Annotated in this window: 25 protein-coding genes; 17 read left to right on the plus strand and 8 right to left on the minus strand. The window is 68.8% G+C overall.

Features of this window, described 5'->3' with window-relative positions; all coding sequences use genetic code 11:
• Positions 1-13 precede the first annotated feature (13 nt).
• Positions 14-307 (plus strand): hypothetical protein, encoded by a 294-nt coding sequence (locus ACIPV5_RS14560; protein ID WP_053097644.1) that lies wholly within the window; start codon positions 14-16, stop codon positions 305-307.
• Between the two features lie 10 nt (positions 308-317).
• On the opposite strand, the gene dinB is transcribed toward ACIPV5_RS14560, so the two are convergent.
• A complete protein-coding gene (gene dinB, locus ACIPV5_RS14565) occupies positions 318-1,514 on the minus strand; it encodes a DNA polymerase IV (protein ID WP_400341592.1) in 1,197 nt (398 codons plus the stop codon).
• A gap of 60 nt (positions 1,515-1,574) precedes the next feature.
• A complete protein-coding gene (locus ACIPV5_RS14570) occupies positions 1,575-2,237 on the minus strand; it encodes an ArsR family transcriptional regulator (RefSeq protein ID WP_315985312.1) in 663 nt (220 codons plus the stop codon).
• 116 nt (positions 2,238-2,353) lie between these two features.
• Here ACIPV5_RS14570 and ACIPV5_RS14575 point away from each other — a divergent pair, with 116 nt between their 5' ends.
• The 4 genes from ACIPV5_RS14575 (at position 2,354) to ACIPV5_RS14590 (ending at position 4,557) form a co-directional block, all read left to right on the plus strand.
• Positions 2,354-2,614 (plus strand): DUF6458 family protein, encoded by a 261-nt coding sequence (locus tag ACIPV5_RS14575; protein ID WP_053097641.1) that lies wholly within the window; start codon positions 2,354-2,356, stop codon positions 2,612-2,614.
• A gap of 7 nt (positions 2,615-2,621) precedes the next feature.
• A complete protein-coding gene (locus tag ACIPV5_RS14580; RefSeq protein ID WP_053097640.1) occupies positions 2,622-3,296 on the plus strand; it encodes a phosphatase PAP2 family protein in 675 nt (224 codons plus the stop codon).
• Positions 3,293-4,105, plus strand: a complete 813-nt coding sequence (locus tag ACIPV5_RS14585; protein ID WP_053097639.1) for a DUF1206 domain-containing protein — start codon at positions 3,293-3,295, stop codon at positions 4,103-4,105. The genes ACIPV5_RS14580 and ACIPV5_RS14585 overlap by 4 nt, the downstream gene beginning before the upstream one ends.
• A gap of 95 nt (positions 4,106-4,200) precedes the next feature.
• Positions 4,201-4,557 carry a hypothetical protein gene (locus ACIPV5_RS14590; protein WP_053097638.1) on the plus strand — a complete coding sequence of 119 codons (357 nt, stop codon included), beginning with the start codon at positions 4,201-4,203 and terminating at the stop codon, positions 4,555-4,557.
• Positions 4,558-4,623: 66 nt separating this feature from the next.
• Here ACIPV5_RS14590 and ACIPV5_RS14595 read toward each other — a convergent pair whose 3' ends face one another.
• A complete protein-coding gene (locus ACIPV5_RS14595; protein ID WP_056280243.1) occupies positions 4,624-5,649 on the minus strand; it encodes a zinc-dependent alcohol dehydrogenase family protein in 1,026 nt (341 codons plus the stop codon).
• Between the two features lie 41 nt (positions 5,650-5,690).
• Positions 5,691-6,935, minus strand: a complete 1,245-nt coding sequence (locus ACIPV5_RS14600; RefSeq protein WP_400341596.1) for a multidrug effflux MFS transporter — start codon at positions 6,933-6,935, stop codon at positions 5,691-5,693.
• 102 nt (positions 6,936-7,037) lie between these two features.
• Here ACIPV5_RS14600 and ACIPV5_RS14605 point away from each other — a divergent pair, with 102 nt between their 5' ends.
• The 11 genes from ACIPV5_RS14605 to ACIPV5_RS14655 all read left to right on the plus strand — a co-directional run bounded on the left by ACIPV5_RS14605 (position 7,038) and on the right by ACIPV5_RS14655 (position 16,235).
• Positions 7,038-7,928, plus strand: coding sequence for a helix-turn-helix transcriptional regulator (locus ACIPV5_RS14605; RefSeq protein WP_372984907.1), 891 nt, complete (start codon positions 7,038-7,040; stop codon positions 7,926-7,928).
• 107 nt (positions 7,929-8,035) lie between these two features.
• On the plus strand, positions 8,036-9,757 hold the full coding sequence (locus ACIPV5_RS14610) for an MDR family MFS transporter (RefSeq protein ID WP_082297877.1): 1,722 nt from the start codon (positions 8,036-8,038) through the stop codon (positions 9,755-9,757).
• Between the two features lies 1 nt (position 9,758).
• Positions 9,759-10,214, plus strand: coding sequence for a MarR family winged helix-turn-helix transcriptional regulator (locus ACIPV5_RS14615; protein ID WP_053097635.1), 456 nt, complete (start codon positions 9,759-9,761; stop codon positions 10,212-10,214).
• Positions 10,215-10,338: 124 nt separating this feature from the next.
• Complete coding sequence (locus ACIPV5_RS14620) at positions 10,339-11,073, plus strand: ABC transporter permease (protein WP_400341598.1); 735 nt, start codon at positions 10,339-10,341, stop codon at positions 11,071-11,073.
• Positions 11,070-11,840 carry an ABC transporter permease gene (locus ACIPV5_RS14625; RefSeq protein WP_072591759.1) on the plus strand — a complete coding sequence of 257 codons (771 nt, stop codon included), beginning with the start codon at positions 11,070-11,072 and terminating at the stop codon, positions 11,838-11,840. Before ACIPV5_RS14620 ends, ACIPV5_RS14625 begins: the two co-directional genes overlap by 4 nt.
• On the plus strand, positions 11,837-12,784 hold the full coding sequence (locus ACIPV5_RS14630) for an ABC transporter substrate-binding protein (RefSeq protein ID WP_053097631.1): 948 nt from the start codon (positions 11,837-11,839) through the stop codon (positions 12,782-12,784). The genes ACIPV5_RS14625 and ACIPV5_RS14630 overlap by 4 nt, the downstream gene beginning before the upstream one ends.
• 84 nt (positions 12,785-12,868) lie before the next feature.
• Positions 12,869-13,342 (plus strand): MarR family winged helix-turn-helix transcriptional regulator, encoded by a 474-nt coding sequence (locus ACIPV5_RS14635; protein WP_053097630.1) that lies wholly within the window; start codon positions 12,869-12,871, stop codon positions 13,340-13,342.
• Between the two features lie 92 nt (positions 13,343-13,434).
• Positions 13,435-14,010 carry an NADPH-dependent FMN reductase gene (locus ACIPV5_RS14640; RefSeq protein ID WP_053097629.1) on the plus strand — a complete coding sequence of 192 codons (576 nt, stop codon included), beginning with the start codon at positions 13,435-13,437 and terminating at the stop codon, positions 14,008-14,010.
• Positions 14,011-14,043: 33 nt separating this feature from the next.
• Positions 14,044-14,679 carry a DUF1684 domain-containing protein gene (locus ACIPV5_RS14645; RefSeq protein ID WP_056279558.1) on the plus strand — a complete coding sequence of 212 codons (636 nt, stop codon included), beginning with the start codon at positions 14,044-14,046 and terminating at the stop codon, positions 14,677-14,679.
• Between the two features lie 62 nt (positions 14,680-14,741).
• Positions 14,742-15,830 carry an alkene reductase gene (locus tag ACIPV5_RS14650; protein ID WP_400341601.1) on the plus strand — a complete coding sequence of 363 codons (1,089 nt, stop codon included), beginning with the start codon at positions 14,742-14,744 and terminating at the stop codon, positions 15,828-15,830.
• 60 nt (positions 15,831-15,890) lie between these two features.
• Positions 15,891-16,235, plus strand: coding sequence for a cupin domain-containing protein (locus tag ACIPV5_RS14655; RefSeq protein ID WP_400341603.1), 345 nt, complete (start codon positions 15,891-15,893; stop codon positions 16,233-16,235).
• Between the two features lie 19 nt (positions 16,236-16,254).
• Here the strand turns inward: ACIPV5_RS14655 and ACIPV5_RS14660 are convergent, their stop codons facing one another.
• Positions 16,255-17,658 carry a threonine/serine exporter ThrE family protein gene (locus ACIPV5_RS14660; RefSeq protein WP_053097625.1) on the minus strand — a complete coding sequence of 468 codons (1,404 nt, stop codon included), beginning with the start codon at positions 17,656-17,658 and terminating at the stop codon, positions 16,255-16,257.
• Positions 17,659-17,724: 66 nt separating this feature from the next.
• Positions 17,725-18,069, minus strand: coding sequence for a hypothetical protein (locus ACIPV5_RS14665; RefSeq protein ID WP_053097624.1), 345 nt, complete (start codon positions 18,067-18,069; stop codon positions 17,725-17,727).
• 192 nt (positions 18,070-18,261) lie between these two features.
• Here ACIPV5_RS14665 and ACIPV5_RS14670 point away from each other — a divergent pair, with 192 nt between their 5' ends.
• Positions 18,262-19,446, plus strand: a complete 1,185-nt coding sequence (locus ACIPV5_RS14670) for an alcohol dehydrogenase catalytic domain-containing protein (protein ID WP_056280245.1) — start codon at positions 18,262-18,264, stop codon at positions 19,444-19,446.
• A gap of 3 nt (positions 19,447-19,449) precedes the next feature.
• On the opposite strand, the gene ACIPV5_RS14675 is transcribed toward ACIPV5_RS14670, so the two are convergent.
• Both ACIPV5_RS14675 and ACIPV5_RS14680 read right to left on the minus strand, forming a co-directional pair.
• Entirely contained in the window at positions 19,450-20,274 is an 825-nt protein-coding gene (locus ACIPV5_RS14675; protein WP_400341605.1) for a lysostaphin resistance A-like protein, read from the minus strand.
• A 62-nt stretch (positions 20,275-20,336) separates the two neighbouring features.
• Entirely contained in the window at positions 20,337-20,774 is a 438-nt protein-coding gene (locus ACIPV5_RS14680; RefSeq protein WP_072591755.1) for an SRPBCC family protein, read from the minus strand.
• Positions 20,775-20,863 lie beyond the last annotated feature (89 nt).

Genomic DNA, 20,863 nt, shown 5'->3' on the forward strand with positions numbered 1-20,863 from the left:
TACAGTTCTCATCATGGGGAAATTGGAGTACAACAGCTCGCGGCCCGCGATCGAGATCGAGGACGCCACTCTGGCGCACGTGAAGATCGTGATCGGCACGAAGCTGCGCCGCAATGAGAGCTTCATGATGACCTGGCTCTCGAAGCCCGAGGCATCGTCCGGCCGCATGACCATCTGGGTGCACCCCAGCATCCCATTGGTGCTCGAGTTCGATGATCCGACGATGCCCGCGATCGACCCCAAACGGGTCGCCCACATGATGGATCAGCTGAACTCGCGCGGCGAACTGGTGCTCGACCAGCTCTGACGTCGAGCGCTCACTCGTGCTCGGGGAGGATCGGAGTCGACCACCCCGGGTCGCGCCCCAGCTGAGCGGCGCGCGAGACGGATGCCGCGCCGAAGCGACCGCGCAGGGTGTCGAGCACCGTGTCGAGCCGTTCGTCGTCGCCCCAGTCGATCGGCAGTTCGGGTGGCGCGTACTCGGCGCGGTCGAGCTGCGACAGCGAGATCCCGATGAGGGTGATGCCCCGCGCCTCGATCTCGGGCCAGGCCGCGGCGAGCAGGGTCCGCGCGACGTCGAGCAGGATCGCGGTGCGATCGGTCGGCACTCGGAGAGAGCGTGATCGGGTCGCCTTGGCGAAGTCCCCGTAACGAAGGCGCAGCACGACCGTGCGGCAGACGCGCTCGCCGTCGCGGAGCCGGCGGGCGAGCCGGTCGATGATCTGCGTGAGGAAGAGGTCGAGCTCGTCCGCTGTGCGGGCGCGCGAGCCGAGGGCGCGCTGCGAGCCGATCGAGCCGCGGCGCCGGGTCGTGTCGACCGGGCGCGGGTCGCGCAGGCGGGCGAGGGCGTGCAGGTGCGAGCCCGCAGCCTTGCCCAGCACCCGTTCGGCCGTCGCCGCCTCGAGCTCCGCCAGCTGACCGACCGTGTGCACCCCGTAGCGGTGCAGCTTCTCGGCCGTCACCGCCCCGACGCCCCACAGGCGCTCGACCGGCAGCGGCAGCAGGAACTGCTCCTCCCGGTCGGGTTCGACCACGAGCAGCCCATCGGGTTTGCTGACCGCGCTGGCGACCTTGGCGAGGAACTTGGTGCGCGCCACGCCCACCGAGATGGCCAGGCCGACCTCGGTGCGCACCCGATTCCGCAGCCGCACTGCGACCTCTTCGGGGGTGCCGACGATGCGCCTCAGCCCGCCGACCTCGAGAAAGGCCTCGTCGATCGAGAGGCCCTCCACGAGCGGGGTCGTGTCGCGGAAGATCGCGAACACGTCCTTGCTCGCCGCCGAGTACGCCTCCATGCGCGGCGGGACGACGACGGCATCCGGGCAGAGCTCGAGCGCCTGGCGGCCGCCCATCGCAGTGCGCACCCCTCGGGCCTTGGCCTCGTAACTCGCCGCCAGCACCACGCCTCCGCCGACGATGACGGGCCGGCCGCGCAGAGCAGGCGCATCGCGCTGCTCGACCGAGGCGTAGAACGCGTCGAGATCGGCGTGCAGCACGGTGGCTTCGCCCCGCATCGTGTTCTCCCGTCGACGTGCAGATCGTCGCACGGGCCGGGGACATCCGGGCCGGGGCTGTCAGGCCGCGATCAGCCGCGACGACAGCGCGCGGATCCTCTGGCAGAGCGTGTCGAAGGCGCTCTCGAAGGCGGCGGCCGTGCCGACCCTGGCAGGATCCCGCACCGACCAGTGCAGGTCGTCGCCCGTGAGCATCCGCTCGTGCGCGTCGTCGCACACCGTGATCACCAGGTCGTCGTCGGTGCGCACCTCGTCGACGTGGCGGGGTGGCCGCGCCGGGTCGATGATCAGCCCGTGGCGTTCGGCTGTCGCCAGCGCCTCGGGGTTCACCGCGGAGGCGGGCTGGGTGCCGGCGGAGGCCACGTCGATCGCGCTCATGTCGCGCCAGATGACCTCGGCGAGCTGCGATCGTGCCGAGTTCGCGGTGCACACGAACAGCACCCGGCGCGGGGGAGCGACGCTCGGCGGTGCGAGCGTGTCGAACACCTCGGGGCGGAGCCCGATGTAGCTGCGCCGCCTGTCGAACTCCGAGCGCGTGCGCGTGATGATGCGCGCGGACTCGAGGACGCCGAGATGGTGGGCGATCAGGTTCGATCTCAGGTCGAGCGTCGTGCCGATCTCCGACGACGAGAGGTCGCCGAGGGTGAGCAGGTCGACGATGCGCAGGCGCGTCTGATCGGCGAGTGCGGCGAAGATCGCCACGCGGCGTTCGAGATCAGTCATCGTTCCCATCCATATCACGGGATGATGGACGTGTCCACGGGTATTGACTCAATCGGTGTTGACCATATTCTGGTCGTCGCGAGACCGCGGACGCGGTCTCGGAGAGGAATGGACATATGGGCATCGGCAGCGGCATCGCGCTCTTCGTCATCGGAGCGATCCTGGTCTTCGCACTCAACATCGACACCGGCGGCTACGTCGATCTCGATCTGATCGGCTACATCCTCATGGGCGCAGGAGTCGTCGTCTTCCTGATCAGCCTCATCCTCACGATGCGCAGCCGTCGCACCGAGACCGTCGACCGCACCGCCGTCGACCCGGCGACCGGCGACCGCGTGACCCGTCGCAGCATGCGCGACAACGAGCCCCTCGCCTGATGTCGGCGTGACCGAGGTGCAGCGCGGCACCGGCGCGATCGTCGTCGGTGTCGCGGCGACCCTCGCCTTCGTCGTGCTGCGGGCGGTGGTCGCCCTCGGCGGTCACGAGCCGCTCGCGATCGACGTCTGGTGGCACGACCTCATGGTCGCGCTGACCAGCGACATCTGGGTCGTCGTCGCCTGGGTCCCGGCGGTGGTCGGCGGCACCATCGGCATGATCGTCGTCGGAGCGCTGCTGATCGCTGCGCTCATCTGGCGCGGTCGGCGGTGGGATGCCGCGACGCTGGCGATCGCGATGGTCGCCGTCGTGGCGATCGGCGCGACCATGGCGGCAGTGATCGGGCGCACGCGGCCGGCGGATTCGCTCGCCGAGAGCGTCGCGACGTCCTTCCCGTCCGGGCACACGGCTGTCGCCACGACCGTCGTGGTCGTCCTCGCACTCGTGCTCCGTCGTCGATGGGTCTGGGTCGTGGGCGTCGTGTGGGTGCTCCTCATGATGTGGAGCCGCACCTACCTGCATGCCCACTGGCTCAGCGACGTCGTCGCGGGAATGCTCGAGGGCGTCGCCGTCGCGACATTCGTCTGGGCCTGCATGGAGGCGATCCGTGCGCGGCGCCTCGCGTCTGCGACCCCCACTCCCGACATCTCCGAAGAACCGATCGAAAGCACCGTGAACCCATGAACACTCGCGACTCGGCCGCCTCCACCGCGAGAGCTGCCCAGGACTCGACCGCCTTCCGCGTCCTCGCCCGCGTCGGCTACGTCGTGCTCGGCATCCTGCACATCCTCATTGGGGGCATCGCGATCTCGATCGCGACCGGCGGCGGCGGCGAGAACGCCGATCAGGGCGGTGCCATGCAGCAGATCCAGGAGTCTCCCGCCGGCGTGTTCCTGCTGTGGCTGATCGTGCTCGGCCTGCTCGCTCTCGCGATCTGGCAGATCGCCGAGGCGGTCGTCGAGCGCGATCCCGATGCGAAGAAGAAGTGGGCGCACCGGGCGAAGTTCCTCGGCACGGCTGTCGCCTATCTCGCGATCGGCGCGACGGCTCTGGTCTATGCGCTCGGGGGCCAGTCGCAGTCGTCCGAATCCTCCCAGTCGTTCAGCGCGAAGCTGCTCGCGGTGCCGGCCGGCGTCGTGCTCCTCGTGCTCGTCGGACTCGGAGTGGCGGCCGTCGGCGTCGCCTTCGTCGTCCGGGGCATCACTCGCGCGTTCATGGAGCATCTGTCCGTGCCGTCCGGAAAAGCGCGATCCGGCATCGCCGCCTTCGGAACGGCCGGCTATGTCGCCAAGGGCATCGCGGTCGGGGTCGCGGGTGTGCTGTTCGTCATCGCGGCGCTCACGCATGACCCCGAGACCGCCGGCGGCCTGGACTCGGCGCTGCGCGCTCTGGCCGGACTCCCGTTCGGCGCCGTCATCCTGTGGGTGGTCGGTGCCGGCCTCGCTCTGTACGGCCTGTTCTGCTTCGCCCGCGCCCGCTACGCCCGGATGTGAGCTGACCCCGCCGGTCGGGCTTCGCCCGCATATCGAACCGTGCGTCGCCGCGCAACCCTGCGCTGCGGATCGGCCGAGTCGGCCAGAATGGATCCATGAAGATCGTCTCGTACGCAGGCCAGCAGCTGGTGACCACGGATGACGTGGCGGACTCTCTCGTGACTCTCGCCGCAGCCGTCGCCAAAGAGGGGGAGGCCGACGCCGTCGAGATCCCCATCCTCGTCGGCGGGCGCGAGGACTGCGCCGACCTCGTGATCGGCGTGGGGAACGACCTGCTGGTCGGGCCGCACGAGTTCGATGACGACGAGCCCGACTTCAGCGAGCACGCGGCGAAGCTGCAGGCGCACCGCCTCTATCCCGATTCTCCGGACTCGGGAGAGCACGGCGGCCACAGCGACTGGTACGTCGATGTGGACCTCGACCTCGACGGCTCGGCCGCGGCGGCACGCTGACCGCGAGGTTCCTTCGCCGACGGCGGAGGGCACGAGGAAGGCGCCCGCCGCCGTCGGAGGTTCTGATCAGTCGGTGGTGAGCAGCACCTTGGTGGCGCGGCGCTCGTCCATGGCCCTGTAGCCCTCGGCCGCCTGCTCGATCGGCAGCGTCAGATCGAAGACGGCCCCCGGATCGATCTGATCGGTCATGATGAGGTCGATCAGCTGGGGCAGGAAGCGGCGCACCGGCGCCGGCCCGCCCAGAAGGCTGACGGTCGAGAAGAACAGGTCCAGGCCGTCGAGCTCGACGCCGTGGCTCACGCCGACGTACCCCACGTGTCCACCCGGACGCGTGGCGTGGATGGCCTGCATCATCGACTCCTGGGTGCCGACCGCCTCGACGGTGGAGTGGGCGCCGTATCCTCCGGTGAGCTCCTTGATCTTCGCGACGCCTGCGTCGCCGCGCTCCTCGACGATGTCGGTGGCCCCGAACTTCGTCGCCAGAGCCTGACGGTCGGCGTGGCGGGACATGGCGATGACCCGCTCGGCTCCGAGCTGCCTGGCCGCGAGGATCGCGAGCAGGCCGACGGCTCCGTCGCCGACCACGGCGACGGTCTTGCCCGGCCCCGCCTCGGCGGCCACGGCGGCGAACCATCCGGTGCCCAAGACGTCGGATGCCGCGAGCAGGCTGCGCGTCTGCGCGGGGGTCGGATCGCCCTCGACGGCGACGAGAGTGCCGTCGGCGAGAGGGATGCGGGCGTAGTCGGACTGGGTGCCGACGCCGCCCATCATGACCTGGTGGATGCAGCGCGACTGGAATCCCGCCTGGCAGATCTCGCACGTGTTGTCGGACGCGACGAACGACCCCACGACGAAGTCGCCGACCGCGATGTCACGGACCTCGTCGCCGACCTCCTCGACGACGCCGATGTACTCGTGACCCATCGGTGTGGGGTGGTCCACCGGCTCGATGCCGCGGTAGGGCCAGAGGTCCGAGCCGCAGATGCAGGCGGCGGTGACGCGGATGACCGCATCCGTCGGCTCGACGACGGAAGCGCGGGGGACCTCCTCGACGCGGACGTCTCCGGGGGCGTGCATGACGACGGCGCGCATGGTGCGGGTGCTGACGGTGTCCGTGCTCATGATGTTCTCCTTCAGTGGGTGAGGGCGGCGGATGAGGTCGTGTGCGGCGAGTGCCGTGGCGTGCGCCCGCGTGCGGTGCCGATCAGCACCAGGGTGACGGCCGCGAGCACGGTCGCGGAGACGGTGACCACGCCGAGCGGCAGGATGCTCAAGGCACCGGCGACGCCGACGAGCGGGGCGGCGATGCCCCCGAAGCCGAACCGCACCATCCCGAGAAGCGACGAGGCGGTGCCGGCGATCTGCGGGTATCCGACCAGAGCGAGGGTCGTGGCCGGGGGAGACGAGATGGAGACGCCCGCGGCGAGGGCGAACAGCGACGCGAGTACGACCCACAGCGGCATCGTCGTGAGTCCGGCGGCGAGCAGGCCGAGAGCGCCGGCGGTCGCGACCACGGCACCGGCGGCGAGGACGGCGTGCACGTGCCCTCGTTCGGAGAATCGGCCGGCCAGGTGGCCGAAGACCATGAATCCCGCGGAGTTCGCGCCGAACGCGAGGGCGTAGCCGAGGGGCGACAGGCCGTAGATGTCCTGCAGCACGAACGTCGCGCCGGACAGGTAGGCGAAGAGCGCGGCGTACATCAGCCCCTGATTCAGGACGGCGCCGACGAAGACGCGGTCTCGCAGGAGCGTCCGATAGTCGCTCAGGGTGCGGGTCAGACCGCCGGTCGTCCGTGCCTCGATCGGCAGGGTCTCCCCGAACCGCGCGAGCGCGATGATCAGGATGGCGGCGCCGATGACGGCGAGGAAGACGAAGAGTCCCCGCCAGTCGATGATCGTGTTGAGGAGGCCCCCGAGCAGCGGGCCGACGATCGCCGCGAAGCCGCCGACGACGGTGAGCCGCGCGTAGAAGCGGATCAGCGTCCCGCCGGAGAAGACGTCACGCCCGGCCGCCTGTGCGATCACGATGCCGACGCCGCCGGCGAGTCCCTGCACGAATCGGGCGGCGATCAGCAGCTCGACCGTCGGACTGATCGCGCACAGCATCGACGTGACGATGTACGCCACGATGCCGATGAGCAGGACGCCGCGGCGGCCGTATCGATCCGACACCGGCCCGGCGATGAGCTGACCGGCCGCCAGACCGATGAGGCAGGCGGTCACGGTGAGCTGCGCGACCGACGTGGCGGCGCCCAGCGCTGCCGTGAGAGCCGGAAGAGCGGGCAGGTAGAGGTCCATCGAGATCGGCCCGAAGACGGTCAGCAGAAGCAGCAGGGCGGGGAGCACCCGGTCGACGGAGGGGCGGGCTGCGGATGTCATGCTGTCCACTCTGCGCCTGTCGGGTGCTCCGAGGGAGTCCCTGTCGAGGGGTGTACTGCGAGAACCTCCCTCCGAAGCACGGTCGGGGGTAGCGTCCTGAGCATGGACAACAGATCCGAGGTCCGCGAGTTCCTGATGACCCGCCGCGCGCGTGTCGCGCCCGAGTCGGTCGGCATCCCGGCCGGCGGGAACCGACGTGTCGCCGGCCTGCGGCGCAGTGAGGCCGCAGCGCTCGCCGGAGTCAGCGTCGAGTACTACGCGAAGCTCGAGCGCGGCGCGATCGCCGGCGCCTCCGCCGCGGTGCTCGACGCGCTCGCGTCAGCCCTTCAACTCGACGACGCCGAGCGCGCGCATCTGCTCGATCTCGCCCGCGCCGCCGACGGCATCCCGTCGAGCGGCCGCTCGCGTCGCCGGTCGGCGAAGCCCGGGGCTGCACGACCCAGCCTGCAGTGGGCGCTGTCGTCGATCACCGATGCGATCGCGTTCGTCCGCGACCCCCACCAGAACCTGGTCGCCACGAACGATCTCGCCCGAGCCTTCTATTCGCCGGTGATCGGCGACGGCGGCCGCACCCCGAATCTCGCGCGCTTCCAGTTCCTCGACCCGGCAGCGCACGACTTCTATCCCGACTGGGATCTCTTCGCCGAGATGTGCGTCGCGATCATGCGAGCCGAAGCCGGGCGGGATCCGCACGACAAGGGTCTGCAGGATCTCGTCGGCGAGCTGTCGACGCGCAGCGAGACGTTCCGCCGGCTGTGGGCGGCGCACGATGTGCGCATCCACGGCGCGGGCACGAAGCGATTCCGGCATCCGCTCGTCGGCGAGCTGACCCTGGCGTACGAGGAGCTCGCGATCACCGCCGAGCCGGGCAATGTGCTGCTGATCTACTCGGCCGAGCCGGGCTCGCCCTCGGCCGAGCGTCTCGCGCTGCTCGCGTCCTGGTCTCTGGACCAGCGCGTCGTCGAGCCGACCAAGGACGAGAGCCGCGGCTAGCGTCCCACTCCATCGACAGATGGTTGCCTCCGGTCTACAGTTGCACTTTCGCAACCAATAGGCGTATAGTTGACTCTTATCAACTTTCTACACAGGAGCTCTCCACTGTGACACACATCTCACCCACCTCCTCAGGCGACGCGGTGCGCTCGCCTCGCGAGGTCTTCACCGCGATCTCGGGCCTCGTCGTCGGCATGTTCGTCGCCGTGCTCTCGGGCACCGTGGTGTCGACCTCCATGCCGGTCATCATCGCCGACCTCGGCGGCACCCAGTCGCAGTACACCTGGGTCATCACCGCCAGCCTCCTCGCGACCGCCGTCTCGACCCCCATCTGGGGCAAGCTCGCCGACCTCGTCGATCGCAAGATCCTCGTGCAGCTGTCGCTGATCATCTTCACGGTCGGCACCGTGATCGCCGGCTTCTCGACCGACACCAACATGCTCATCGCGGTCCGCGTGATCCAGGGCATCGGCGTCGGCGGACTGATGTCGCTCGTGATGATCGCGGTCGCCCTCATCATCTCGCCGCGCGAACGCGGCAAGTACATGGGCGTCGTCGGCGGAATCATGGCCCTCGGCACCATCGGCGGCCCGCTGCTCGGCGGACTCCTCACCGACGTCTGGGGCTGGCGCTCCAACTTCTTCGTCGGCGTGCCCTTCGCCATCCTCGCCCTCGTGCTGCTGCAGTTCACCCTGCACCTGCCCAAGCCCCAGCGCGACCGCAAGGTGTCGATCGACTACTTCGGCATCGTGCTGCTCGCGGTCGGCGTCTCGACCCTGCTCATCTGGGTCTCGATGGGCGGCAGCCAGTTCGACTGGGACTCCTCGACCAGCATCATGCTCGCCGTCACCGCGGGTGTCGCGATCGCCGCGTTCATCACCGTCGAGTTCTTCGTCAAGGAACCGATCGTGCCGATGTCGCTGTTCCGCAACCGCACCTTCACGCTGTCGGTCATCGCGTCGATCGCCATCGGCGTCTCGATGTTCGCGACCTCGGTGTTCCTCGCCCAGTACTTCCAGCTCGCCCGCGGTGCCACACCGACCGAGTCCGGCCTCATGACGATCCCGATGATCGTCGGACAGATGGGTGCGTCGATCATCATCGGCCAGCTCGTCAGCCGCTTCGGCAAGTGGAAGGGATGGATGCTCACAGGCTCCGTGCTGACCACGATCGGCGTCAGCCTGATGGCGACCCTGCGCTACGACACCCCGTTCCCGCTGGTCGCGACCTACATGTTCGTGCTCGGCGCAGGTCTCGGCATGGTCATGCAGAACCTCACGCTCATCGTGCAGAACGACACCGCGCCGCAGCAGCTGGGCGCCGCCTCGTCGAACGTCAACTTCTTCCGCACGATCGCCGGCACCATCGGCGTGACGGTCATGGGCGCCTCGCTCTCGACCAGCGTCGGCAACTACATCTCCGACGCGCTCGAGGGATTCACTCCCACGACGCCCGATGAGATCGACGCGCTGAAGCACCTCGCCTCCGGCGATGTGCCCAAGGTCACGCAGCTGCCCGACACGATCCGCACGATCGTCGAGGGAGCCTACGGCCACGGCATCGCGGATGCGTTCATCATCGCCATTCCGCTCGCAGTGATCGCCATCATCGCGATCGCGTTCATCAAGAACAAGCCGCTGTCGACGAAGAACGCCGCCGAGCAGCTGCGCGAGCAGGCCGAGGAGTCCGTTCTCGAGGTCTCCGAGGCCGAGGTCGGCGCCACCATGTCGACCGGAGCCATCCGCATCTCGGGCACCGAGTCCGCCTCACCCTCGACCGGCTCGGTGACGACCGTGCTCGAGCGAGACGAGCGGGAGTCGGGGCGCTGACATGGTCACCTCCGAAGCGGCGGCGCCCGCCGACGTCGACACCGCCCTCGGCGACCTCCAGACGCATCTGAATCTCATCTTCGCGAGGACTCGGACGCTCTGGAGGGAGTCGGCGGCGCGCATCGACCCCGAGCTGCAGGTGGGCGGCTACAAGCTGCTGACCTTCATCGATCGGGCGGGCTCCGCCAGCGCTCACGAGCTCGCCGAGCGCTTCGAGATGGACAAGTCCGTCATCAGTCGCCAGGTGCGGATGCTGGAGGAGCTGGGCCTGATCGAGTCGAGGCCGGACGAGCGTGACGGCCGGCTGCGGGTCCTGACGGCGACGCCGTCGGCCTGCTCCGCCCTCACCGAGCTGCGCAGCGACCACGCCTCGCGCCTGCGCACGGTCGTGGCCGAGCTCACGCAGGACGAGATCCACGCGGCATCCAAGGTGTTCCGTCTGCTCTCAGAGGTCTGACCCAGAGCCCGGGCCGATCACGCGACGTGTCGGCCCGGGTTGTCGAGAGCGATATTCTGTGGTTCAGTCGAATGTCTTGACTTCGCGATTCGGCGTCCCAAGACCGTAAAGAACGGTACTTCGGATGAACTGGATCGCCTCCAACCTCGGATTGATCGTCGATCTGACGATCAATCACGTGCGTCTGGCGATCATTCCGATCATCCTCGGCTTCCTGATCGCGGTGCCGCTGGGCTGGGTGGCCAGCCGCAATCGCGTCGCCCGGACGTTCATCATCACGACGGGCAGCCTGCTCTACACGATCCCGTCCCTGCCGCTCTTCGTCATCCTGCCGGTCATCCTCGGCACCCGGATCCTCGATGACACGAACCTGGTCGTGGCGCTGACGATCTACGCGGTCGCGATCATGCTGCGCTCGGCGACCGACGCCTTCGGATCCGTCGATCGGTCGATCATCGAGTCGGCGAAGGCCATCGGCTTCTCGCGCAGCGGCCGGTTCTGGCGCGTCGAGTTCCCTCTCGCCGGCCCCGTGCTGATCGCCGGTCTCCGCGTGGTCTCCGTGTCGACCATCGCCCTCGTCTCGGTGGGCGTGATCATCGGCTCGGAGAACCTCGGCTACCTCTTCCAGAACGGCAAGCAGCGCGGCATCCTCGAGGAGGTCGTCGTCGGGATCGTCATGAGCCTGCTCATCGCTCTCGTCTTCGACCTGATCCTCGTGGCGATCGGGCGGGTCCTCATGCCCTGGAGCCGCGCCGCCGGCGTGCGCGGCAAGAGCGGCGACCCGACCGACCCCGACCCCGCGACCGACAGTGTCAGCACCCGTCGGGTGCTCGCGCCCCCGGGGGCTGGTGTCCGATGAACTTCTTCCTCGACGCCATCGCCTGGATCCTCGACCCCGCCAATTGGGTGCCGGGCTCGCAGAGCCCGCTGCCCATCGGCGACCGACTCGTCGAGCACCTCATCTACTCGGGCGTCTCGCTCGTCATCGCGATGCTGATCGCTCTGCCGCTCGGCTTCTACATCGGGCACACCGGGCACGGTCGCCAGTTCGTGATCGGCTTCACCGGTGCGATGCGCGCTCTCCCGACGCTCGGGCTCCTGTTCTTCCTCACGATGGTGCTGCGCTCCGGTCTCAGCACCACTCCGGCCGTCCTCGTCGGCTCCGTCGTCGCTTTCGTGCTGCTGGCGATCCCGTCGCTGCTCGCCGGCGCCTACGCCGGGCTCGAGAGCGTCAGCCGCGAGTCGATCGATGCGGCGCGCGCGATCGGGATGACCGAGATGCAGATCCTCCGCAAGGTCGAGATCCCTCTCGGGCTGCCGGTGATCATCGGCGGGATCCGCTCGGCCACGCTGCAGGTCATCGCGACCGTGACGATCGCGTCGTACGTCGGACTCGGCGGCCTCGGGCGGATCATCTCGTCGGGCATCGGCCTCAACGACTACACCGTGATCCTCGGCGGGGCGCTCCTGGTGACCGTTCTCGCGCTGAGCGTCGACGGCGTCTTCGCGCTCCTCCAGCGCCTCACCCGTACTCGGGGGCAGACGAGCCGTCCCCTCCGCAGTGTGCAGCGAAACAGGTCGGAGGCCGCTGTGGCGCCGATCGTCGACGAAAGGACCCCCGCATGACCTCTCGAGCCCGTAAGACCTGGCTGACGGCCTGCCTGCTCGCCGTCAGCACCACCGTCGCGCTCGCCGGCTGCGCGACCGCCGACCCGACGTCCTCGGGCGGTGACGCCGCCGAGGGCGACGCGATCGTCGTCGGCTCCTTCGCCTTCCCCGAGAGCGAGATCCTCGGCGAGATCTACGCGCAGGCGCTCGAGGCCGAGGGCTTCGACGTCTCGACCAAGTTCAACATCGGTCCGCGCCAGCAGACGATCCCCGCGCTGCAGGACGGGTCCATCAACCTCATCCCGGAGTACAACGGCAACCTGCTGGCGTACTACGACACGGCGTACGAGGAGCGGACGACCGAGGACGTCGATGCGGCGCTGCCGGATGCGGTGGGCGCGGACGACCTGCAGGTGCTCGACTCGGCCGAGGCCGAGGACAAGGACGCCTACGTGGTGACGAAGAAGACCGCCGAGGACAACGACCTGACGGCCATCGGCGACCTGAAGGCTCTCGAGCCGTTCTCCCTGGCGTCGAACCCGCAGTTCGGCGAACTCGGCTACGGGATCCCGGGGCTGCGCGACGTCTACGGCGTGGGCGTCGAAGCGGGACAGGTCACGTTCGTCCCGTACGAGGACTTCGGCGGTCCCGACACGGTGCAGGCGCTCGTCGACGGCACGGTGCAGGTGGCCGACATCTACACGACGTCGCCGGCGATCAAGTCAGAGGACCTCGTCGTCCTCGAGGACCCGGAGAACATGATCTCGGCGCAGAACGTCATCCCGCTGCTCTCGAAGGACATCTACACCGACAAGCTCGCCGAGGTGCTCAATGCGATCTCCGCGAAGCTCACCACCGACGACCTGATCGACTTGCGCGAACGGGTCGAGGGCGACGAGAAGGCGTCGGCTGCGACCGCGGCGGAAGAATGGCTCACCACCGCAGGTCTGCTCGACAAGTGATCGTGCGGACGGATCACGAGTCGGTGATCTGATCGAAGCCCCGCCGGCACAGCGCCGGCGGGGCTTCATCGTAAGCTGGCGAGCATGAGTGCCTCGTCCGACGAAGTCGCCCCGAAAGACGGCGCCGCAACCCCTGACCTCGATCAGGCGATCTCGAGGGTCGAGCACGAGCTGGGCAGGCTCTTCGCCCGCATCCGGGTGAGCTGGCGCGAAGCCGCGACCACCGTGCATCCCGACCTGCAACCTCTCGGATACCAGGTGCTCACGTCGATCGCCACCGGCAAGGCGACCTCGGCCGGCGCCATCATCGAGCGGCTGCAGACCGACAAATCGGCCGTCAGTCGGCACGTGCGCCAACTCGAGCAGCTCGGTCTCGTCGAGAGCGTCCCCGACCCGGACGATCGCCGCGCGCGGGTGCTCGTCGCCACGGAGCTGGCGCAGGAGCGGGTGGCCCTCGCCCGCGCTCGGTACGAAGAGCGCCTCGGCGAGAGGCTGCGCCGCTGGACGGCCGAGGATCTCGACCACTTCGCGGAGCTGCTCGCCGCCTTCGGCGACTGAGCCGAAGGCGGCGGACCGTTCGCCACGGGGGCTGGACGCAGACGCGAGCCCGGACGAGACTGATCTCACGACTACGGGAATGAGGAACAGTCATGGCATACAGGGTCGGATACTTCGTCGGAAGCCTCTCGTCCACCTCGATCAACCGCATCCTCGCGACGGCGCTGATCAGGCTGGCGCCGGATGATCTCGAGTTCTTCGAGATCCCGATCCGAGACCTCCCTCTCTACAGCCAGGACTATGACGCCGACTACCCCGCGGTGGCCGTCGATCTGAAGGAGTCCATCGCCTCGGCGGATGCCGTGCTCTTCGTGACGCCCGAGTACAACCGCTCGATCCCCGGCGGCCTCAAGAACGCGATCGACTGGGCGTCGCGGCCGTGGGGGCAGAACTCCTTCGACCACATCCCCGCCGCGGTGATCGGCGCCTCGGTGGGCGCGATCGGCACGGCGGTCGCCCAGCAGAGCCTGCGCGGGGTGCTGAGCTTCTGCAACGCCCGTCAGATGACGGCGCCCGAGGCCTACATCCAGTTCTCGCCCGACACCTTCGCCGATGACGGGACGGTCCACAACGAGGGCACCGCGACCTTCCTCCGCGACTACCTGGTCGAGTTCCGAGACCACATCGAACGCGTGCTCACGGTGCTGCCGCGCGACACCGACGTGTGAACCCGGGGGCGCGAGCCGCGTAGCCTGAACCACATGACGCTCACGAAAGCCCGCACCGCCGCAGAGGTCGTCGACTGGCGACGCCGTGTCTTCGCCCTCTACGACGCCGTGCGTCGGGCGGACTCCGCCGAAGACGCGCACGAGCTCTGGCGCATCGAGCGCGACGACCTGCTGCTGCACCATGCGGCGACCCCGCTGATGGCCGACGATCGACCGCTGTTCGAAGGGCTCCCGATCGCGTCGTACGATCCGCAGTGGCGCTTCGAGCTGCCGATCCTCGAGGCCGAGCCCGGGGGCTTCGAGTTCGCGACCGGCACCGACGGCGTGGTTCCCTTCGAGCGCATCGGCAGGGTCGAGGTCCCCGACACCGGGTCGCTCGACGTGTGGCGTCTGACGACCTACGGCGGCGGGATCTTCATCCCCGTGCGCGACGCTCTCGCCGGTCGTCCGGGAGGAACCTACGGAGGCGGCCGCTATCTGATCGACACGATCAAGGGCGCCGACCTCGGGTCGGATGCCGAGCGCGGCACGATCGTGCTCGACTTCAACTTCGCCTACAACCCCTCGTGCGCCTACGACCCGGCGTGGGCCTGCCCGCTCGCCCAGCCGGGCAATGTGCTCGAGGTCGCGGTGCCCGTGGGGGAGATGTACGGCCGCGTCGCCGACTGAGCATCCGGTCTGCATATCTCCGCAGGGGAATACTCGGCACCCCAGGGCGCTTGTCCCTGAGCGTGACCCTCTTCGAATCGGCCGTCTTCGGCGCCCTCCCGCTGTCCAACCGCGTCGTCATGGCGCCCCTCACCCGCACCCGTGCGGATGACGACGGTGTGCCCACCGAGACGATGGTGGAGTACTACCGCCAGCGCGCTGGCCAGGGTCTCATCATCTCCGAGGGCACGTGGCCGGCTGCCGAGGGCAAGTCGTACTCCGGGCAGCCCGGCATCGTCACTCCCGCGCAGATCGACGGATGGCGGCGGATCGCCGACGCCGTGCACGAGGCCGGCGGCACGATCGTCATGCAGCTGATGCACGGCGGCCGCGTCTCGCACCCCGAGATCTCCGGTGAGCCGCGTGTCGTGGGCCCGAGCGCGCTCGCCGCCCCCGGCCAGACGCACACCCCGGTCGGCAAGGTCGACATGCCGGTCGCTCACGCTCTCACGCTCGACGAGATCCCGATGGTCGTCGAGCAGTTCGTCCAGGCCGCACGCAACGCGATCGCCGCGGGCTTCGACGGCGTCGAGGTGCACGGCGCGAACGGCTACCTCGTGCAGGAGTTCCTCTCGCCGGTGTCGAACATCCGTGACGATCAGTACGGCGGATCGCCCGAGAACCGCGCGCGGTTCGCGATCGAGGTCACGTCGGCGGTGGCTGAGGCGGTCGGGGCCGACCGCACCGGCATCCGTCTGTCGCCGCAGCACAACATCCAGGGCGTCCTCGAGGGGGACGACGCCGACGCACTCGCCACCTACCTCGCCGTCGCCGAGGGCCTCGCACCGCTCGGCCTCGCATTCATCGACGTGCTCAGTGCCGTGCCGACCAGCGAGCTCGTGCAGCGCATCCGCCGCACGGCCGGTGCCCCGCTGATCGTCAACTCCGGATTCGCCGCACAGACCACCCGCGACGAGGCCGAGATGCTCGTCTCGGAGGGATGGGCCGACGCCGTGGCAGCGGGCCGTCCGGTGATCGCGAACCCCGACCTCGTCGAGCGCTGGCGTCAGGACGCCGAGCTCAACGAGCCGCGCCCTGCGCTGTTCTACGGACGCACGGCCGAGGGATACACGGACTACCCGTCGCTCGAGAGCGTGCGCGCCGACGCCTGACGCGCGCGGCTGCGCGAAGTACCCCTGTCGGCGCGGAATATCGGGGCGTACTGTGACCGCATGGTCACCGACGATCCCACTGTCACCAACCCCGATCACTACCGCACGCTCTGGGAGAACGATCTCGTGCGCGTGCTCGAGTACACGGATGAGCCGGGCGACCGCACGACTCCTCACGATCATCCGAACAGCGTGATGGTGACCCTCAGCGATTTCTCGCGCCGTCTGTCAGCGGGGGAGCGCACCTTCCACACGTCGTTGACCGCGGGTCAGGCCGTCTGGCTGCCGGCCCAACGCCACTGGGGAGAGAACACGGGGGCGACGTCGACGCACACCATCCTCGTCGAGTTGAAGGGCGACGCCGCGGGGGAGCCCGGCGGCGGCGCGCTCGGACCCCAGGTCTGAGGCGCGCGCGTCGTTCAGCTCAGCGCCGGACGACCCGCGCCCGGTTCTTCGCGACGCTGCTGAGGGTGGCGCGCACGGGCGTTCCCAGATACAGGCCGAGCGATGCGCCCGAAGCCAGTGCGATTCCGATCACCGCGGCATCCACCAGAGAGCCGCCGATGCCGACGACCCCGGATGCCGACCCTGCCGCGTGGATCATCTCGAGCAGGCCCTGGAACACCGCGACACCGGGCACGAGCGGCACGATCGCGGCCGTGGTGACCGCGACCGACGGGACGTGCAGCTTCACCGCGATCAGCATCCCGATGAAGCTCGCGAGCAGGGCGCCGATCGCGCTCGCCGCAGCCGGATGCAGGTTCAGACCGACCATCGTCGAATAGCCGGCGATGGTGACGGCGCTGAGCAGCGCGCTGACGAGGATGATCCGAAGACCCGCGCCGTTGAAGACGGCGACGGCGATCGCGATGATGATCGCCCCCGCGAACTGGTTCAGGAGCGGACCGAACGGGGCCGGGTCATCGGGCAGACCCATCGTGAAGCCGAGCACGCTGCCGAGTTCGAGGCCGACGAGGATGCCGATCACGACTCCGAGCGTCTGCATCGTCAGATCGAGGATGCGTCCGCCTGCGGTGAGCGCGAATCCGTCGATCGCATCCTGCGCGGCCCCCACCACGGTGAGTCCGGCGAGCATGAGCACGATTCCCGACGCGACGATGATCGATGGTCGGATGCCGACGAAGGGCTCGATACCGGCGGCCCCGAGGGCCGAGACGGCGACCGCGACGACCGTGGTGACGAACCCTCCGGCGATCTGACTGAAGAACAGCGGAACGCGCACGCGCGCGAGGCCGGCCTGGGTCAACGCCGCGCAGAGCGCCGCGATGAACGTGAGCCCGACGATGAGCGGCGAGGCCCCGAGCATGATGCTCACTCCGACGGCGAGCAGCGCTCGTGCCACGATGACCACCGGCTGCTGGTAGCCGAAGGGCACGCGCCGCAGGGCACGGAACGTCGAGCGGGCCGATTCGAGATCCAGTCCGTCGTCGATGTCGGCGACCAGGGCCTGCACTCTCTGCAGCTTGGCGTGGTCGGGTGCGGCGACGCGCACGACCCGCACGAGCGTCTCGGGCCAGACCTCGCCGCTCAGGTGGAACGAGACCGTGATCGAGTTGTAGGTGACATCGACCTGCACGTCCCGCATGCCGTACGCGGCGCAGATGCGGGTGATGGCGAGCGTGACCTCGTGCGCCGAGGCGCCGACCCCGAACATCGATTCGCCGATGCGGGTCGCGAGGTCGAGCACACGCGGCACGGTGCGTTCGTCGATGATCGGCATCGCCTCGGTGTGGGCGACGGATGAGGGGTCGGTGTGCAGGATCCTGCGCACGGAGGCGAGCAGTCGCCGCTGGGGATTCGGGGACACGATCCCATTCTTCCTCCTCGCGACCGGTGCATCCGACGCCGCGAGGACTGGGGAGGAGAAGATCCGTCAGGCCTGCGCCGGAACCTCGACGCGCTCGACCGGCGGCGCCGTGCCTTCGGCCGGCTCGCTCACCAGGCGCAGACCGCCGGGGGCGTTCGCCGTGAATGCCAGCGCTTCGATCCACGCGCGGTTGATCTGCGGCTGACGGCTCCCGCTGTACTTGAAGACGAGGGAGCTGCCGGCGTGCACCCAGACAGTCGTCCGACCGCCGCCGACAGCCATGTCCTCGCGCCAGGAGAACGAGAAGGGCTCGCCTCTCCTGAGCTTCGCCGTCATCACGAGCTGCAGGTGCGTGAGCGCCCTGTCCTCGATGTCCGATTTGACGGTGCCCTCGTAGATGAACTTGCCCATGATTATCTCCCCAGTACGCCACAGTGCCCGCGAGACGAGGCGTATCGAATGATCACCGATGGTGGATCCAGTTTCCCATATTCCGATGTGCACCGCGCCTGTCGAACGTTCAGGAACCGCCTGTCAACCCTCTGTCACTTCGCGCGCCGTCGATGGAGGGTGGCCGTTCGACACGTAACGAGGAGGATGACGATGAAGGCACTCACCTGGCAGGGAACGCGCAACGTGGCGGTCGAGGAGGTACCGGATCCGACCATCGAGCACGCGACCGATGCGATCGTCCGGATCACCTCCTCGGCGATCTGCGGTTCGGACCTGCACCTCTACGAACTGCTCGGACCGTTCCTCGACAAGGGCGACATCCTCGGCCACGAGCCGATGGGGGTCGTGGTGGAGGTGGGCAGCGGTGTGCGCGACCTCGCGGTCGGCGATCGCATCGTCATCCCCTTCAACATCTCGTGCGGGCACTGCTTCTTCTGCCTGCGCGGCCTGCAGTCGCAGTGCGAGACGACGCAGGTGAAGGAGTACGGCAGCGGCGCCGCGCTGTTCGGCTACACCAAGCTCTACGGCCAGGTGCCGGGCGGGCAGGCCGAATACCTGCGCGTCCCGCTCGCCGACTACAACCACATCAAGATCGCGTCCGATCTCCCCGATGAGCGGTACCTGTACCTCAGCGACATCCTGCCGACGGCCTGGCAGGGTGTGGAGTACGCGAACGTGCCGGAGGGCGGGACGCTCGCGGTGATGGGGCTCGGCCCCGTCGGGCAGTTCGCAGCCCGCATCGGAGCGCACCGCGGATACCGGGTGCTGGCCGTGGACCCTGTCGCGGAACGCCGGGAGATGGCGGCACGCCACGGAGTCGAGGTCTTCGACCTCACGGACGACGTCGTGGCCGAGCTGCGCGACCTCACCGACGGACGCGGCGCGGATTCCGTGGTCGACGCCGTGGGCATGGAGGCGCACGGCAACGCCGGCGTCGCCCTCGTGCAGAAGGCCGTCGGACTGCTGCCGGATCCGGCCGCCCGCGCCGTGTTCGACAAGGCCGGGATCGACCGACTCGCCGCCGTGTACGCATCGATCGACGTCGTGCGCCGGGGTGGCATGGTGTCGCTCAGCGGCGTCTACGCGGGCGATGCCGACATCCTGCCGATGAAGACCCTGTTCGACAAGCAGATCGGCATCCGTATGGGCCAGTGCAACGTGAAGCGCTGGACCGACGATCTGATGCCGCTCGTCGAAGACCTCTCCGACCCCCTCGGCGTGATGGATCTGATGACCCACGATGCCCCGCTCGAGGATGCGCCGGAGCTGTATCGCACCTTCCAGCGCAAGGAGGACGGCTGCATCAAGGTCGTGCTGCGACCGTCGGCCGCGTGAGAGTCAGGCGGCGGCCCCGACACCCGGGGCCGCCGCCTGCGTCCGCTCGACGCGACCGCGGATGAAGAACAGGCAGATCACGCCGACGACGATCACCACGATGTTGCCGAGGTTCGCGATCGAGCCGAACGCGCTCTCCGCCGGGTACGCCGTGTGCAGGAAGATGCTCGGGTCGGTGCTGGCGTGCAGCAGGATCGGCGCGACGATGGTCCCGGTCACGCGCATCGCGAGGTACATGCAGATGCCGAACGCGAAGGTGTAGGCCAGCTGGATGAGGGTCGCGAACAGGGACTGGCCGGTGAGCAGATTGCCGGCGTGGAGCAGGGCGAACAGGGCCGAGGAGATCACCGCGACGACGAGCTCGCGCTGACCCGCCTTGCGCAGCAGGTTCACCACGAGGCCGCGCGTCAGCACCTCCTCGGCGAAGCCGATGAACAGTCCGGCGAGGAGCCAGGTCGCGACGACCTCGAATCCGGCCGCTCCGTAGTCGATGGCGAACAGGTGGAGCACGTTGAAGAGGAGCACGACGGCGATCGCGATCCACATCCATCCGCGTCCGCGGATCGGCTGCGGACGGAAGATCTCACCCAGCCAGCCGACGGATGCCGCGAAGCCGATGAGCAGCAGGCAGCCGACGAGAACCGGGATCGCGTAGAACACGAGGATCCCCGCCGCGCTCTGCGGATCCTCGATCTGAGCCGCGAACGGGGTCAACAGCAGCGACAGCCCGTTGTAGAGCACGAAGTAGACGACCACGAGGATGACGGCCCGCCACCAGCCGCCCTGTTCCCAGAAGCGTCGCCAGGCGGACTGCGTCACATCGGTCATCGTGCGTCCCTCCGCATCCGCGGAGGTCGCGGCTCACAACCCAATATATGGGCAGGAGTGGGTCAGGACGCGCGCCCCTCCGCGAGGTAGGCGAGGCGGTGCAGGGTCTCGGAATTGCGCCAGCGCAGCAGGGGAGCGGTCACCAGACCGGGCAGCAGCGTGGCGGGGCCGTTCACGGGTTCCTCGTCGATGCGCACCATCGTGCCGCCGTCATACGACCGCACCCGCAGAGTGACGCGGGCCTCGCCGATCGGCCAACCCTTCGCGCGCATGACCATGCGGTTCGGCGGCGACCATTCCTCCACCACGGTCGTGTCGTCGAGCAGAGCGGGCCAGACGCCGACCGAGTGATGCAGCTCAGCGCCCGGCTGCGGCCACGACTCATCGACGTCGCGCATGCGCGAGGCGCCCACCACCCACGCCGGGTACAGCCAACCGTTGCCCAGCACCCGGAAGACATCGTCGGGCTGACAGTCCATCGTGCGCACGTTCTTCGCCATGTCGGAACTCCTCTCGCGTCGTGACGATGATCGCGTGGCTTCCGATTCGCAGACAGGGGGTTGACGACCGCGCGTGGGGGAGTGCGGGT

This window comes from Microbacterium sp. NPDC090014, assembly GCF_044748285.1.
Classification (GTDB): Bacteria; Actinomycetota; Actinomycetes; order Actinomycetales; family Microbacteriaceae; genus Microbacterium.

What these genes read in the sequence shown, in the direction of transcription:
- ACIPV5_RS14560 (WP_053097644.1), top strand. Translation starts at nt 14, where the DNA reads ATGGGGAAATTGGAGTACAACAGCTCGCGGCCCGCGATCGAGATCGAG.
- dinB (WP_400341592.1), bottom strand. Translation starts at nt 1,514, where the DNA reads ATGCGGGGCGAAGCCACCGTGCTGCACGCCGATCTCGACGCGTTCTAC.
- ACIPV5_RS14570 (WP_315985312.1), bottom strand. Translation starts at nt 2,237, where the DNA reads ATGACTGATCTCGAACGCCGCGTGGCGATCTTCGCCGCACTCGCCGAT.
- ACIPV5_RS14575 (WP_053097641.1), top strand. Translation starts at nt 2,354, where the DNA reads ATGGGCATCGGCAGCGGCATCGCGCTCTTCGTCATCGGAGCGATCCTG.
- ACIPV5_RS14585 (WP_053097639.1), top strand. Translation starts at nt 3,293, where the DNA reads ATGAACACTCGCGACTCGGCCGCCTCCACCGCGAGAGCTGCCCAGGAC.
- ACIPV5_RS14590 (WP_053097638.1), top strand. Translation starts at nt 4,201, where the DNA reads ATGAAGATCGTCTCGTACGCAGGCCAGCAGCTGGTGACCACGGATGAC.
- ACIPV5_RS14595 (WP_056280243.1), bottom strand. Translation starts at nt 5,649, where the DNA reads ATGCGCGCCGTCGTCATGCACGCCCCCGGAGACGTCCGCGTCGAGGAG.
- ACIPV5_RS14600 (WP_400341596.1), bottom strand. Translation starts at nt 6,935, where the DNA reads ATGACATCCGCAGCCCGCCCCTCCGTCGACCGGGTGCTCCCCGCCCTG.
- ACIPV5_RS14605 (WP_372984907.1), top strand. Translation starts at nt 7,038, where the DNA reads ATGGACAACAGATCCGAGGTCCGCGAGTTCCTGATGACCCGCCGCGCG.
- ACIPV5_RS14615 (WP_053097635.1), top strand. Translation starts at nt 9,759, where the DNA reads ATGGTCACCTCCGAAGCGGCGGCGCCCGCCGACGTCGACACCGCCCTC.
- ACIPV5_RS14620 (WP_400341598.1), top strand. Translation starts at nt 10,339, where the DNA reads ATGAACTGGATCGCCTCCAACCTCGGATTGATCGTCGATCTGACGATC.
- ACIPV5_RS14625 (WP_072591759.1), top strand. Translation starts at nt 11,070, where the DNA reads ATGAACTTCTTCCTCGACGCCATCGCCTGGATCCTCGACCCCGCCAAT.
- ACIPV5_RS14630 (WP_053097631.1), top strand. Translation starts at nt 11,837, where the DNA reads ATGACCTCTCGAGCCCGTAAGACCTGGCTGACGGCCTGCCTGCTCGCC.
- ACIPV5_RS14635 (WP_053097630.1), top strand. Translation starts at nt 12,869, where the DNA reads ATGAGTGCCTCGTCCGACGAAGTCGCCCCGAAAGACGGCGCCGCAACC.
- ACIPV5_RS14640 (WP_053097629.1), top strand. Translation starts at nt 13,435, where the DNA reads ATGGCATACAGGGTCGGATACTTCGTCGGAAGCCTCTCGTCCACCTCG.
- ACIPV5_RS14645 (WP_056279558.1), top strand. Translation starts at nt 14,044, where the DNA reads ATGACGCTCACGAAAGCCCGCACCGCCGCAGAGGTCGTCGACTGGCGA.
- ACIPV5_RS14655 (WP_400341603.1), top strand. Translation starts at nt 15,891, where the DNA reads ATGGTCACCGACGATCCCACTGTCACCAACCCCGATCACTACCGCACG.
- ACIPV5_RS14665 (WP_053097624.1), bottom strand. Translation starts at nt 18,069, where the DNA reads ATGGGCAAGTTCATCTACGAGGGCACCGTCAAATCGGACATCGAGGAC.
- ACIPV5_RS14670 (WP_056280245.1), top strand. Translation starts at nt 18,262, where the DNA reads ATGAAGGCACTCACCTGGCAGGGAACGCGCAACGTGGCGGTCGAGGAG.
- ACIPV5_RS14675 (WP_400341605.1), bottom strand. Translation starts at nt 20,274, where the DNA reads ATGACCGATGTGACGCAGTCCGCCTGGCGACGCTTCTGGGAACAGGGC.
- ACIPV5_RS14680 (WP_072591755.1), bottom strand. Translation starts at nt 20,774, where the DNA reads ATGGCGAAGAACGTGCGCACGATGGACTGTCAGCCCGACGATGTCTTC.